Origin of the sequence: Campylobacter sp. Cr9 (genome assembly GCF_020138295.1) — a bacterium.
GTDB lineage: Bacteria > Campylobacterota > Campylobacteria > Campylobacterales > Campylobacteraceae > Campylobacter_E.
Map to the genome: position 1 here is coordinate 33206 of NZ_JACGBH010000007.1, position 15598 is coordinate 48803.

Below are 15598 nucleotides of genomic sequence, written 5' to 3' on the forward strand. Positions count from 1 at the left end.
GAGTGTAAAATGTATAATGAGTTTATAATAACGAGTGAAACTTCACTTCTTTTATACCTAGCACCTCCTATTAGTATGCAAAATCAACGTCTTTGCTACGCGCTTAACGAAGAGCTTAAAAACAAAGCTCATATTAAAGAAGTAGTAGTTGGTATGAATAGTGTTTATGTGCTAACAAGTGATTTAAATTATAAAGAATTATTAGATTTACAAAGCGAATTAAACGAACTAATAAAACACATAAAACCACTTGAGTTAAATGGAAAATTAGTAGAAATTGCAGTTGATTATGGTGGGGATTTAGGACTTGATTTAAAAGTAATTGCTAAGGCTAAGGGTATGAGTATGAGCGAATTTGCGAAATTACACGCCGAGCCTATTTATGATGTTTATTTTATAGGTTTTCAACCTGGTTTTGCTTATTTAGGTGGGCTTGATATTAGGCTGCATACTCCAAGACTTAACACTCCAAGACTAAAAATCCCTGCAGGTTCAGTTGGTATAGGCGGAGCTCAAACTGGAATATATCCTTATCAAAGTCCAGGTGGTTGGAACATAATAGGCAATACTAAAACAAAATTATTTGATATTAATAGTGATGAGCCAAGCCTTTTAAAAGCAGGAGATAAGCTTAAGTTTGTAATTAATAGCATTAAGGAGAGATTATGAAAATTACAAAAGTTTCATCAATTTCTAGCATTCAAGATTTAGGAAGGCTAAATTATAAAGCTTATGGGGTTAATGAAAACGGAGCTTTGGATAAATGGAGCTTTATGTTAGGAAATGCTTTATTAGGCAATGATTTAAACGCACCTGCAATTGAAGTTATTTTAGGCGGTATTGAAATATATTGCGATAAAGCAATGACTTTTTGTATCACAGGAGCAAATTATGAAGCTTTTATAGATGAAAAGCCAATTCATAATAATTACAGAATTAGAATTGAAGCAGGAAAAACCTTAAGATTAGTAAGAGCAATGTCAGGAATGTGTGCTTATATTTGTGCTTATGGTGGCTTTAAGGCTGATTTGGTTTTAAACTCAGCTTCTACAAATCTTAGTGCAAATTTTGGCGGATTAAATGGAAGAGCATTAAAAGTAGGTGATGAGCTTAGCATAGGCTCAAGAATGAATTTATCTCAAATAGCAGTAGCGGGTATTAAAAATAGAAAAAGCATTAGGATATTAAAGGGTAGTGAGTGGGATTATTTTAGTGATGAGGCTAAACACAATTTATTAAATAATGAGTTTTTAATCACAAGCTCAAGTAATAGAATGGGGTATAGATTAAAAAGTGATTTTAAATTAGATTTAAAAGAAGAGCTTTCTTTAGCATCTCACGGAGTTAGTGCAGGGACTATTCAAGTGCCAAGTGGTGGAGATCCTATTGTTTTATTAAAAGACGCACAAACTACAGGCGGTTATGCAAAAATTGCTCAAGTAATTGAGGCTGATTTAGGGCTTTTTGCTCAAAGTAGAATTAATAGCAAAATCTCTTTTGAATTAGTAGATTTAAAAGAAGCCTTAGAAGCTAAAAAAGAAAGAATATCACATATAAATCAAGTAAAGGAGTATGCAAGTGAAAATTGATTTTAATTCAGATTTAGCTGAAGGCATTGGTAATGATGAAGAGATTATGAGAGTAATTAGCTCGGTAAATGTTTGCTGTGGTCTTCATGCAGGCAATTATAAAGAGATTTTAAAGACACTTAAACTTGCAAAAGAATTAGGCTTAAGAATAGGAGCACACCCTGGCTTTGATGATAGGGCTAATTTTGGAAGAAGTAATGAAAATTTAAGTGAAGTTGAGCTAAAAGCCTTGCTTGCTTATCAATTTGGTGCGATAAAGCAAATGTGTGAATTGGTAGGGGTTAAATTAAGCTATGTTAAGCCACATGGAGCTTTATACAATATGGCTTGCGTAGATTTTAAACTAGCTAAAAATATCGCAATAGAAGTTGCAAAATTAGGCGAAGATATTGCTTTAATGGGGCTTAGTAATTCGTGTTTAATTAGTGCTGCAAATGAAGTTGGCATTAAATCAATTAGCGAAGTTTTTGCAGATAGAAGATATACAGACGAGGGCTTGTTAGTATCAAGAAGTAAAGAAAATGCTGTTATTAAAGATGAAAATGAAGCTATAAATCAAGTTTTAAGAATGATTAAAAACTCATTTGTAATTAGTGAAAATGGCAAAAAAGTTCCTATAAAGGCTGAAAGTTTATGCTTGCACGGAGATAACGAAAAAGCAATTTTATTTGCTAAAAAAATCAAAAAAACTTTAGAAGAAAACAACATAAGCATAAGGAGTAATTAATGAAAGATAATCGTGCCGTTTTAGGGGCTGCGTTTTTAATGGCAACTTCAGCAGTTGGCCCTGGGTTTTTAACTCAAACTGCAAGTTTTACAGCTGATTTAGGAGCTAGTTTTGCCTTTATTATTTTAATGTCAGTTATTATGGATATAGGGGTTCAATTTAACGTATGGAGAGTAATTGCAGTAAGTAAATTAAAGGCTCAAGATATTGCTAATAAAGTCTTTCCTGGAGTTGGGTATTTATTATCATTTTTGATTATTTTGGGCGGACTTGCTTTTAATATAGGAAATATTGCAGGAGCTGGGCTTGGATTTGAGACGATATTTGGAATTAATCCTATTTTAGGAGCTTGTATTAGTGCAATTATTGCTATTGGGATTTTTATTCATAAAGACGCAGGTGCTCATATGGATAGATTTGCAAAAATCTTAGGAGCATTGTTAATCTTAATTATTATTTATATTGTTTTTAAGGCAAATCCACCTTTTAAAGAAGTTGTAGTAGAAACCTTTGTGCCATCTAAGTTTAATGCACTAAGCCTAGTAACTTTAATAGGCGGAACCGTTGGTGGATATATCACATTTTCAGGTGCTCATCGTTTGCTTGATGCAGGGATAAGTGGCAAAGAAAATTTAAAAGAAGTTAGCAAAAGCTCAATTTCAGGAATACTAATAGCAAGTATTATTAGAGTATTTTTATTTTTAGCTGTTTTAGGCGTTATTTCTTTAGGCGTTAAGTTAAATCCTAATAATCCTGCTTTAACTCCGTTTGAATATATTTTAGGTTCATTTGGAAGCATTGTTTTTGGTATAGTTATTTGGGCTGCTTCTATTACTTCGGTTGTTGGCTGTGCTTATACTTCGGTAAGTTTTATTTCAAGCTTTAGCCCATGGCTTAAAAAGAATGAAAATAACATAATAATAGCATTTATAATATTTTCAACCTTAGTATTTTCTACCATAGGTCGTCCTACTCAAGTTTTAATTCTAGTTGGGACTTTAAACGGATTTATTTTACCTATTGCTTTATGTGTGATTTTGATTGCTGCATATAAGAAAAACATAGTAGGAGATTATAATCATTCTAAATTATTAGCTTTATTTGGTTGGATTATAACTATTGCTATGGCTTATTTATGCTACGAAACCACAATGAAATATATAAACTCTTAATCAAAAAGAATTTGAAATTCCTATTTCAAATTCTTTAATTTTTCAATGTAATTTCCAAGCAAATTCAAAAGGAATTTGAATTCGGAAATTGAGTTTTAAAAAATCCAAATTCCTATTTCAAATTCTTTAAAATTTATTTTAATTTAAGTTTATATTAGTATTATTGACAGATTTTTTTGAACTTCAAATTACACAATTTCCCCTTTATATTTTAGTCACATTTTAGCGGTTAGGCCTTACTCTCGTGGGAGGAAAAAAATGCGTGATTATTTAACAACAAGAACTCTTAGCAATGATGATTTTTATAAGTTAATCAAAAAAGCACTTTATTATAAAAATAACGATGGTTTTTTTAAAACTTATGAAAATAAAATCATAGCTAATTTATTTTTTGAAGATTCTACAAGAACAAGGACTAGTTTTGAAGTTGCCGAGCTTAAGCTTGGCTTTAGAGTGCTTAATTTTTCTGCAGCAAGTTCAAGTATCAATAAAGGCGAGAGTTTATATGATACTTGCAAGACTTTTGAAAGTCTTGGAACTAGCGTTTTAGTAATTAGGCATAAACAAAATAATTATTTTGATGAATTAAAAAATCTTAATGCAAAAATCATCAATGCAGGTGATGGCAGTGGAGCACATCCATCTCAATGTTTGCTTGATCTTATGACAATCTACGAACAATTTAATACTTTTGAAGGTTTAAAAATTGCTATCGTTGGAGATATTAAAAACTCTCGTGTAGCAAGGTCAAACAAAGATGCGCTTGAGCGACTTGGAGCTAAAGTGTTTTTAGTAGCACCGCCTATTTATCAAGATTTAGAATATAAAGATTATTACAAACTTGATGAAATAATTAACGAAATTGATGTTTGCATGCTACTTCGCATTCAGCACGAAAGACACGATAAAAACGAACTTGATTTAGCTAAATACAGAAATTCATTCGCCCTTACAATGGATAAATACAAAATGCTAAAAGAGAATGCAATCATTCTTCATCCAGCACCAATTAATAGAGATGTAGAGATTGATAGTTGTTTGGTTGAGTGTCCTAAATCAAGGATTTTTACACAAATGAGTAATGGTGTATTTGCCAGAATGGCAATATTAGATTATGTTTATGAAAGGATTTAAAATGCTTCTTAAAAATTGCAATGCGTTTATTGATAATGAATTTATTAATACAGATATTTTAATTGAAAATGAAAAGATTGTAAAAATCGCTCCTAATATTAATTATTGTGGCGAAGTAATTGATGTTAAAGGTAGGCTTGTTAGTGCAGGTTTTGTTGATATTCATCAGCATCTAAGAGAGCCAGGATATTCACACAAAGAGACAATTAAAACAGGCTCATTAGCAAATGCAAAAGGTGGAATTACCACAGCTTGCGCTATGCCAAACCTAAAGCCTGTGCCTGATAGCTTAGAGAATTTAAATCAGGAATTAGAACTTATTAAAAAAGATTCTTGCATGAAAGTCTTACCATACGGAGCAATTACACTTGAAGAAAAGGGGCAAAGCTTAGTTAATTTTAGTGAATTAGCACCTTTTGTATTTGCATTTAGTGATGATGGAAGAGGCGTTGCAAATGCAAAAATTATGAAAGATGCAATGATAGAATGTGCTAAGCTTAATAAATATGTAATTGCACATTGCGAGGATTTAGACTTAGTAGAAGGTGGTTTTATGCACGATGGCTTACAAGCAAAAAAGCTAGGTATAAAAGGAATTTCAAGCTCAAGCGAAAGCGTTCAAGTTGCAAGAGATATGCTACTTTGTAAAGAGACTAATTCAAATTATCATGTATGCCACATAAGTGCAAAAGAAAGCGTAAAAATGGTTGAACTTGGTAAGAGCTTAGGTGTAAATATAAGCTGCGAAGTAACCCCACATCATTTAATATCTTGCGATGAAGATATAAAAGAAGATAATGGAATGTGGAAAATGAACCCACCTTTAAGAAGTAAAGATGATAAAGATTATCTAATAAAAGCTTTAAATGAAGGCATAATTGAAGTAATCGCAACCGATCATGCTCCACATTCAAAAGATGAAAAGCAAGGTGGATTTTCTAAAGCGTATTTTGGAATTATAGGAAGCGAGTTTGCATTTTCGCTGCTTTATACAAAGCTAGTTAAGACGAATTTAGTAAGCCTAAAAACTATCTTAAACGCATTTAGCCTAAATCCTAAAAAAATCTTTAATTTAGAAAACGCAGGAGAGCTAAAAGTTGGCTCTAGGGCTGATATTGTTGTGATAGATTTAGAAAAAACTTGGGAATTAAAAGAAAGCGAAATTATAAGTCTTGGCAAAAACACACCTTATTTAGGTGAAGTTTTAAGCTCAAAAGTAATGCTAACAATTTGTGATGGAAAAATAATTTATAAAGGAGAATAAATGAAAGAGATTAAATCAATTTTAGTAATAGGAAGTGGTCCGATTATTATAGGTCAAGCTGCTGAGTTTGATTATGCAGGAACTCAAGCTTGTTTGTCGCTTAAAGAAGAAGGAAAAAGAGTAATTTTAATAAACTCAAATCCAGCCACCATAATGACTGATAAAAATATTGCAGATGAGATTTATATAGAGCCAATTACTTTAGAATTTGTAACAAAGGTTATTAAAAAAACTCGTCCTGATGCAATCTTAGCAACCTTAGGCGGACAAGTTGCACTTAATATGGCGATAGAATTAGATAAAGCCGGAGTGTTAAAAGAATTTGATATCAAGGTTTTAGGCTCAAGTTTAGAGACAATTAATAAGGCTGAAGATAGAGAATTATTTAGAAATTTAATGAATGAATTAAATGAGCCAGTTCCACCTAGTGTAATAGTAAATGATACTTTAAGTGCAATTTCATTTGCAAAAGAATGTGGCTATCCTGTCGTAGTTCGCCCTGCGTTTACAATGGGTGGAACAGGTGGTGGAATATGCGAAAATGAAGCTGAACTTAGAAAAATTACTCAAGAAGGCTTAACATATTCACCTACAAATCAGTGTTTAATAGAAAAATCAATAGCAGGATTCATAGAGCTTGAATATGAAGTTATAAGAGATAGAAAAGATCAAGCGATTTTAATTTGTGATATGGAAAATATAGACCCAGTTGGCATTCATACAGGCGATTCGCTTGTGGTTGCACCAACTCAAACACTTAGTCCTGAAATTAAACAAAAAATGATAAATGTAGCTTTAAAACTAATAAAAGCTTTAAAGATTGAGGGTGGTTGTAATGTTCAAATTGCACTAAATCCTAATACAAATGATTATTATATAATTGAAGTAAATCCTAGAGTATCACGCTCAAGTGCATTAGCTAGCAAGGCAACTTCTTTTCCTATTGCAAAAATTGCTGCAAAAATTGCACTTGGTAAAACTTTAGATGAGATTAAAAACGAAGCAAGTGGCTTAAGCTATCTTGAATATAAGCCAAACTTAGATTATGTTGTAACGAAAGCTCCTAGATTTGCCTTTGATAAGTTTAAAGATGCTAATAGATATTTAGGCACGCAAATGAAAGCAACAGGCGAAGTAATGGGGCTTGGAACTAGCTTAGCAGAAAGTATTTTAAAGGCTATTAAATCGCTTGAATATGGTATTTGTCATTTAGGGCTAAAAGATGGCGAAACTTATTCAGATGAAAAAATCAAAAAGCGTTTAAGTAAAGCAGGAGATGAGAGAATATTTTTTATAGGTGAGGCTTTAAGGCGAGGAATTAGCGTTGATGAGATTATGAGCCTTACAAAAATACAAAGATTATTCATTGAAACTTTTAAGCAAATTATTGATACAGAGCATGAATTAAAAGAAAAAAGATTTGATATAGAGGCTTTAAAAAAAGCTAAAAAATTAGGCCTAGCTGATAAAATCATCGCTCATCGTTGGCAATGTAGCCAAAAAGAAGTTTATGAATTAAGGGCTAAAAACAACATAAGACCTATTTATAAATGCGTTCAGCCGATTGATTATAAAAATAAAATCCCGAGTTTTTATTCAACTTATAATGATTTTAAAGATACAAATGAAATCAGCAAAAATCAAAAAATAATAGTTTTAGGCAGTGGTCCTATTAGAATAGGGCAAGGAATTGAGTTTGATTATTCTAGCGTTCATGCTATTTGGGCTATTAAAGAAATGGGCTATGAAGCAATCATAATTAATAATAATCCTGAAACTTTATCAACTGATTATAGTGTGGCTAATAAGCTTTATTTTGAGCCTTTAAGCAATGAAGAAGTTTTAGAAATTATTAATATTGAAAAACCTTTAGGAGTAATTGTTAGTTTTGGCGGACAAACTGCTATTAATTTAGCTGAGTTTTTAGAAGCGAATGGGGTTAAGATTTTAGGAACTAGTTTAGATAGTATAAATACGGCTGAAGATAGAAAATTATTTGAAAAATTAATGAGTGATTTAGGTTTAAATCAACCAAAAGGAATTACAGCAATTAGTGTTGATGAAGCTCTTAAAAATGCTAATTTGATAGGTTATCCTGTGCTAGTTCGCCCGTCGTTTGTATTAGGCGGAAGAGCTATGCAAATAGTATTTAACGATGAAGAACTTAAAAAATATATGCAAAATGCCACCGAAATTAGCCAAGATAAACCTATATTAATAGATAAATATTTATGTGGAAAAGAGCTAGAGATTGATTTAATATGCGATGGAGAAAATGTCTATATACCAAGTATTTTAGAACATATTGAAAGAGCAGGAGTGCATAGTGGAGATAGCACAGCAATAACTCCAAGTATTAGTATAAACGATGAGGTAAAGGCTAAGATTATTGATTATGCTAAAAAGCTTGCAATTGCTTTAAAAATCAAAGGTCTTTTAAATATACAATTCGTATATTATGAAAACGAGCTTTATGTATTAGAAGTAAATCCTAGAGCATCAAGAACATTGCCATTTTTAAGCAAGGTTTTAAATAAAAATCTAGCAAATATAGCTCTTAAAGTTGCTTTAGGAAAGGGCTTAAAAGAATTAGGCATTAGTAAAGAATACGAAGAAGTAAAGGGTATGTATTATGTAAAAGTTCCTGTTTTTTCATTTTCTAAACTTGCTTTAGTTGATACTATTTTAGGCCCTGAGATGAAAAGCACAGGAGAAGTTTTAGGAGCAAGTGTAAGTCCTAATAAAGCTATATTTAAAGGCTTATTAGCTAGTGGAATTAGCATTAAAGAATATAGCAAGGTTTTATTTAGCATTGATGATAAAAATAAGCCTGAAGCTTTAGAATTAGCTCGTGGTTTTAGCGCTTTAGGATATGAAATATTAGCTACTTTAAATACAGCAAATTATTTTGCTACAAATGGCGTAAAAGTAAGCAAGGTTGATAGGCTTAGCGAAAGTGATGAGATAATTACAAAGCTTGTAAATAAGCAAATTTCGCTAGTAATTAACACTCCAAGCGATGCAAAATCTAGCCTTAGCGATGGCTTTAAAATAAGAAGAGCTGCAAGTGAGAGTAAGGTCGCAAGTTTTACAAATCTTGATATTGCAAAAGCTTATTTAAAGGCTTTAGAGGAAATAAGCTTAAATATTTATTCTTTATAAATTTTAATTTCCTGTTTTAAGAATTTAAAACAGGAATTAGAGTTTTATTTAATTATTTAAACAATATTTATAGTTTTATTTATGATTAAGTTTTGTTTAATTTTAAAAATATAATGCAAATTTTTTATACAAAAAAACAAGGAAAAAAATGAATAAGAAAATTAAATTATCTTTATGTGTTTTAATGGCTACTCAGAGTTTAATGGCTGTTACTCATGCAAATAATACATCAGCAGATTATGTAGATAGTAATGTTTATTATCCACTAGATGATTACAATATTACCCATAATATAACTGCGAAAGATTTGGATATTAAAAATTCAACTATTAATGGTACTAAAATGACAGCTGATAGTATAAAGCTTGATAAAACAACTTCTACTGAAGGCTCAAGTTTTGTAGGAAATAATATTACTATTAGCAATGGTTCTAATATAAAAGGAAGTTTTACTCATAATAATTCTATATTAAATAAGATAGATAAATTAAGTATCTCAAATAGTAATGTAACAGCTAGCGGGACTACTAATGTAAATGCTTTAGATTTACAAGCAGAAGCTGTATTTAGTGGAGATTTAAATATTGATTATTTTTCTAATTCGGATGGGAAATTACAAGGTAGTAAAGATAAGCTTTTGAACTTAACTATAACAGATGCTGTACCTTTAAATACTTTATCTAATATGGATTATGTAAGTTTTAATTATGAGTGCGATTTTGGAGGTTGTAACATAGATGCAAGTGGAAAAACTATAAGTAATTCAATTTTTAATTTAATTAAAAATGGTTCTAGAATGAATAATATAAATGCTAATAATTCTACTTTTAATAGTAAAGATTTTGGTGTTATAGAATTTATTAGCGGAAATATAACTAATAGTGTAATTAATATAGGGTTTCAAAACATAATAAGTGCTAATACAAATAATGCTACTATTAATCTAAACCATGCAACAATGATACCAAATTCACAACTAATTATACAAGCAGGCGAGCATACTAATATGAAGGTAAATGATAATAGCCAAGGAGAATTTATCATACAAAGTATGCATATGGATCCGGACTCTATGGATTTTAAACCAAATGCAAGTCCTACAAAGGTTCAAGCAACAATTACAAGCAATTTAAATAAACTCACTAGCACTATTGTATTTCAATTTGGCCCTAGTTCAACTATTATAAAAAACAAAGGAGAAATTGAGCTAGATATCAAAACAGCTGATGGAGTAAGTATAAAAGATGTAGAATTAGATAAATTTACTCTAAAAGAAAACTCAGATATAAAAGCTTCAAATGTAGTTTTAAGTGATGGTGCGATAAATGGTAAAATAACTGCCACTAAGGCAAACTTAGATAATATGAGAGTTTCAACTGGGCTAATTACAGCTAATGATATAACTTTAAGTAATTCAAAAAGTGTGAATATTCACACAATAAATGCAACGCTAAAAGATACCGAAGTAGGCACAGCTTACATTGAAAATATCTCAAAAGATAGCCAGAATGTAACATTTATTGGAAAGCTAACAACCACAAATGAATTAAATGCTGATATATTTAATTTCAAAAACGATGTAGAAGTAGCGGGGGGGGGTATTTTTAACTCTAGTAAAGATACAGGGTATAAAAATGTAAAAGCAAATATTATAAATATAAGCGATACAACTTTAATTAATAGAGTTTCAAATAAACTAGAAGCAAATACAATAAATCTTAGCAATACTACAAGTGATTATAACGCAAGTGCAAACATTATAAATATAGATAAAAATAGCAATATAAATGGCAATCTTGATTTTAGCGATACTTTAAATATAGATAATTCAACAATAGGTGGCAAAATCACAAATCAAGCAGGAGCAAAGCTACTTAAAATCACGAATGATTCAATAATTAATGCAGAGATTGATACTGATACGAAGTTTTTAGGTATAGGTAATAAGGGCAATATCTTTAATGCAAGTGTTAGTGTGGGAGAATTTGGCGATGATAATATAAATAATATCTTTACAAAGGATTTTACAAGTAAAGGCAATGCTTGGGCTGATGATAATACATTTTTAGATACTTTAAATGTAGAAGATACTTTATATGCAAGTAAATCAAATACCTTTGCTGATATTAACGCAAAAAATCTTAATTTCACAGGCACAGGCTTAATAGAATTAAATAATCACGATTTAAGAGCAGACGGGAGCGCAATAATCGATGGAATGGAAGTAAATGCTTATAATTTTTTAATGAATAATGCAGAGATTAAGAATACTAATACAATGGCTTATTTATTAGGTAATAAAGAAACTCCTATAAAAAATCCTGCAAATATCTATAAACCAACTATTACAAGTGGAACTTATATTTTAAATGATATGTCAAACAAAGGCGGTATTAGAGCAAATGCTGTAAATACTGCTAATTCTCATTTAGTAGGGCAGTTTGCTACGAATGATTTAGTATCTAATGATACTAATTATTATCTTTTAGGTGGTGGAATTGATACTACACTTTATGAGAGCTTTAGTGGGGCTGTAATTGCTAGAAATAGTGCTAGTGGAGCTAATAATAATATTAGGATTAATAATACTAATATTTTAGGTCTTACTAAAGGCTTAGTTCCTGTTGCCATCGTAAAAGAAAGTGATATTACAAGAGCAAATGCACTTAGCAAGGATTATTTTAAGCTTTCATATATTAGGGGAACTAATACATATTCATTTAATGAAAATATGGAGCATTACAAAAAGTTTGTAACACAAGATGGCAAAGTATATCACGCATGGTTAGTAGGTAGCACGATACACGGCGATGATATGGGAGAGCTTAATGAAGGCAATGTAGAAGGCGTTGCAAATGGCACAGATGAGAGCTTTAACGCAGCAATTATTGCAAATGGTAATGCAAATGCAGGAACATCTCCAAAAGATACTAATGTTAATGAAGTTTATGAAGAGATTAAAAACACAACTGCAAGTGATGTTATCTTAAAATACGATGAAGAAGTAGGGCTTATTTTTGAAGGTTTAGATGAAGAAAAGGGCAATGCAATAGATGAAATCGCAAGCTTAGATGAATATATCAAAAATCTTGTTTTAAACTCTAGCAAACAAAGATTAGTAGGGATTAAAGACTTATCTCATGGTTTAGGGTTTTGGTATGATGCGTATGCTGGTAAGGCTAGCACAAATTTAAGTGATTTAAAATACAAAGGCTTAAGCTTTGGAATTGATAAGAAATTTGAAAATTCTAATAATGATTTATATTTTGGTCTATATGCAAATACTATGCAAGTAGATGTAAGTAAGACTATAAAAGCTAGTATTGATTCAAAAAGTGCGGGATTTTATACGAGCGCAATTTATCACAATGGCTTATATTTAGACTTTTTAGCTGCAATTACAGGTGCAAAAAGCGATGTAGAAGAAAGCGCATTTACTACTATGAGTAATAAGAGTAATATATTTTTAGCAAGTGCAGCGATAGGCTTTAAGTATGGTGAAAAGCTTTATGTAGAGCCATCTTTTGGGCTTAATTATGCTTATATGCCTTCAATGAAATTTAAAGAAGACATAACAGAAGTTACGAGATTTAAAAAATCATTATTTAGTATTTTGCCAAGCTTTAAAGTAGGTTATCAAAACGATAAAATAGACTTTTATACAAGCTTAACAATAGAAAAAGATTTAAGCACAAGTCCTTATGTAGAAATAGAAGATGATTATGTGATAGTGCAAAGACACGGCGAAAAGGATTTTAGGCTAAAAACATCAGCTGGAATTGATTATAAAGCAAGTGATTTTACAAATATAAAGTTTGATTTTACTAAGGATTTTTATGGAAACTTTAATAATGATTATAGATTTAATCTAGGAGTAAGACATAGCTTTTAAAATATTTGTCTTAAATATTTAAAGAATTTGAAATAGGAATTACAAAATTCCTATTTTACAATCTACACAATACTTATTCATGCTATTAATTTTAGTATTAAAAATGATGATTATTTACGATTTTTAATTAGATTTAGGTTTTAATTTCTTTTTAAGGAGAAGCTATGAAAAAGCTTTTATGGGTTGCTATTGCTATCCTTGGAGCGTTTTGTATGGGCGTTATTGCACTAAATAACGGCGAGAGCATAAATGCTGCTTGGATTGTTATAGCTGCTGTTTGTATTTATACAATCGGCTATAGATTTTATGCTTTGTTTGTTGAAACTAAACTTTGCGGTGTTGATGCTAGTAGGATTACTCCTGCTGTTGCATTAAATGATGGAAAAGACTATGTTCCTACAAACAAATATGTATTATTCGGTCATCACTTTGCAGCAATTGCAGGAGCTGGACCACTTGTTGGACCAATTCTAGCAGCTCAAATGGGATACTTGCCTAGTGTTTTATGGATTTTAATAGGCGGTGTTTTAGTAGGTAGCGTGCATGATTTTGTGGTGCTTTTTGTATCTAGTAGAAGAGGTGGAAAGAGCCTTGGTGAAATGATAAAAGATGAAATGGGTAATTTCGTAGGCGCTATTTCTATGCTAGGAATTTTTTTGATTATGTTAATTATCATTGCAATTTTGGCAATGGTTGTTGTAAAAGCTTTAGCTCACTCTCCTTGGGGAACATTTACGATAGCTTCAACAATTCCTATTGCGATATTTATGGGAATTTATATGAGATTTATTCGCCCAGGTGCTGTTGGAGAAGCTAGTATAATAGGCTTTGTTTTACTTATGCTTGCACTTTATTTTGGTAAAGTTGTAGCAAATGACCCAGAATTAGCGAGACATTTTGATTTTAGCGTTCTTGAACTTAGCTTTATAATGATGGGTTATGGAATGATTGCTGCAATTTTACCTGTTTGGTTTTTGCTAGCACCTAGAGATTATTTATCAACTTTCTTAAAAATCGGTGTTATTGTGATAATGGCTGCTTGCGTTGTTTTAGTTTTACCTGAGATTAAAATGGCTAAGGTTACAAAATTCGTTGATGGCACAGGTCCGGTTTTTGCTGGTGGATTATTTCCATTTTTATTTATAAATATTGCTTGTGGGGCGATTTCAGGCTTTCACGCATTAATTTCTAGTGGAACAAGTCCAAAAATGCTAGAAAACGAATCTCAGGCAAAAATGGTAGGCTATGGTTCAATGCTAATGGAAAGTGCTGTTGCAATAATGGCTCTTATTGCTGCTTGTATCTTGCAGCCTGGAGTATATTTTGCAATAAACTCAGCACCTGCAATTATAGGCACTACGCTTGAAAGTGCAGCTGCTACCATTAGTGCTTGGGGCTTTAGCGTAACACCTGCTGATATACAAAATCTTGCAAATGACATAGGAGAAGCTAGTGTTTTAAGTAGAACGGGTGGAGCACCTACATTTGCAATTGGCTTATCATTAATCATTCACGAATTAATCGGTGGAAAAGAAATGATGGCGTTTTGGTATCACTTCGCGATTTTATTTGAAGCTTTATTTATCTTAACAGCAGTTGATGCAGGAACTAGAACTTGTAGATTTATGGTTCAAGATATGTTAGGAAATATTTATAAGCCACTTGCAAATACAAGCAATTTAGGAGCAAATATATTTGCAACTATTATTTGCGTTGCTGGTTGGGGCTGGTTCTTATATGGCGGAGCGATTGACCCACTTGGTGGGATTTACTCACTTTGGTCGCTATTTGGTGTATCAAATCAGCTTTTAGCAGTGGTTGCTATGTTTTTATGTGCTTCAGTGTTTATTAAAATGGGAAAAAGAAAGTATATTTTAGCGATAATCTTGCCTGCACTTTTTGTAATCTCTACAACATTTACAGCAGGAATTGCAAAAATTATGCCACAAAGTGAAAGCAAAATCGCTAATTCTATTTCTCACGTTGCAACAGTTCAAATAAATTTTGCTAAAGCAGATGATTTAATGGCAAAAATTAATGCAGGAGATACAAGCGAAGCAACAGCAAAAGAACTAGCAAAAGCTAAGCAAATTGCAAATTCAAACGTTGTAAATGCAATTTTAACTATATTTTTCTTGTTAGTTACAATTATCGTTGGGCTTAAGTTTGTAATGATTTTAAGAGAAAGCTATACAGGTAGATTTTCTATACCATTAAAAGAAGTGGTATATGAAAAAGCAGCTTCGTGAGTTCTTTTACGCTTTAGCTGGTGCGCCTGATTATGAAAAATATTTAGAGCATTTTAAAAAAATGCACCCTGATAAAACTCCTTTAAGTAAAAAGGAGTTTTTCATAGAGCAAACCAGCAAGCGTAAAACAAAATGCTGATAAAGATAAGTAGCTAGTTTAGCTAATACAAATTATCTTTATTAGCAATTTTTACTTACATTTAGAGTTATCAAGTTTAAGTTTTTGGAATTTAAAATAGGAATTTCAATTTTTTTAGTGATTATTTTTTTAAATTATTTTAGGGGAAAGGAGAAGGATTTAAATTGCGAAGTTGTTTTCTTGCTCCTTTTTATAAAAAGTATTATAAAAATTCCAAAAAACCTTTTTTAAGAAAAATGAAATTCCTATTTCAAATTCTTTTTGAATTTG

Annotated in this window: 10 protein-coding genes; all 10 read left to right on the top strand. The window is 31.2% G+C overall.

All coding sequences use genetic code 11. From position 1 onward, the window contains the following. The first annotated feature begins 9 nt into the window (after positions 1–9). The 10 genes from pxpB (at position 10) to AVANS14531_RS04615 (ending at position 15328) form a co-directional block, all read left to right on the top strand. Positions 10–669, top strand: coding sequence for a 5-oxoprolinase subunit PxpB (gene pxpB / locus AVANS14531_RS04570; protein WP_336611482.1), 660 nt, complete (start codon positions 10–12; stop codon positions 667–669). Beyond that, entirely contained in the window at positions 666–1589 is a 924-nt protein-coding gene (locus AVANS14531_RS04575; protein WP_336611483.1) for a biotin-dependent carboxyltransferase family protein, read from the top strand. The genes pxpB and AVANS14531_RS04575 overlap by 4 nt, the downstream gene beginning before the upstream one ends. Continuing rightward, positions 1579–2316, top strand: a complete 738-nt coding sequence (locus AVANS14531_RS04580) for a 5-oxoprolinase subunit PxpA (RefSeq protein WP_336611484.1) — start codon at positions 1579–1581, stop codon at positions 2314–2316. The genes AVANS14531_RS04575 and AVANS14531_RS04580 overlap by 11 nt, the downstream gene beginning before the upstream one ends. Beyond that, complete coding sequence (locus tag AVANS14531_RS04585) at positions 2316–3488, top strand: NRAMP family divalent metal transporter (protein ID WP_336611485.1); 1173 nt, start codon at positions 2316–2318, stop codon at positions 3486–3488. Before AVANS14531_RS04580 ends, AVANS14531_RS04585 begins: the two co-directional genes overlap by 1 nt. Positions 3489–3746: 258 nt before the next feature. Next, the gene (locus AVANS14531_RS04590; protein WP_336611486.1) at positions 3747–4622 is read left to right on the top strand and encodes an aspartate carbamoyltransferase catalytic subunit; all 876 of its coding nucleotides are present in this window, start codon (positions 3747–3749) and stop codon (positions 4620–4622) included. Between the two features lies 1 nt (position 4623). After that, a complete protein-coding gene (locus AVANS14531_RS04595; protein ID WP_336611487.1) occupies positions 4624–5886 on the top strand; it encodes a dihydroorotase in 1263 nt (420 codons plus the stop codon). Beyond that, positions 5887–9048 carry a carbamoyl-phosphate synthase large subunit gene (carB, locus tag AVANS14531_RS04600; RefSeq protein ID WP_336611488.1) on the top strand — a complete coding sequence of 1054 codons (3162 nt, stop codon included), beginning with the start codon at positions 5887–5889 and terminating at the stop codon, positions 9046–9048. Positions 9049–9196: 148 nt separating this feature from the next. Then, on the top strand, positions 9197–12940 hold the full coding sequence (locus AVANS14531_RS04605) for an autotransporter outer membrane beta-barrel domain-containing protein (protein WP_336611489.1): 3744 nt from the start codon (positions 9197–9199) through the stop codon (positions 12938–12940). 164 nt (positions 12941–13104) lie between these two features. Further along, on the top strand, positions 13105–15189 hold the full coding sequence (locus AVANS14531_RS04610; protein WP_336611490.1) for a carbon starvation CstA family protein: 2085 nt from the start codon (positions 13105–13107) through the stop codon (positions 15187–15189). Next, positions 15170–15328, top strand: coding sequence for a YbdD/YjiX family protein (locus AVANS14531_RS04615; RefSeq protein ID WP_336611491.1), 159 nt, complete (start codon positions 15170–15172; stop codon positions 15326–15328). Before AVANS14531_RS04610 ends, AVANS14531_RS04615 begins: the two co-directional genes overlap by 20 nt. Positions 15329–15598 lie beyond the last annotated feature (270 nt).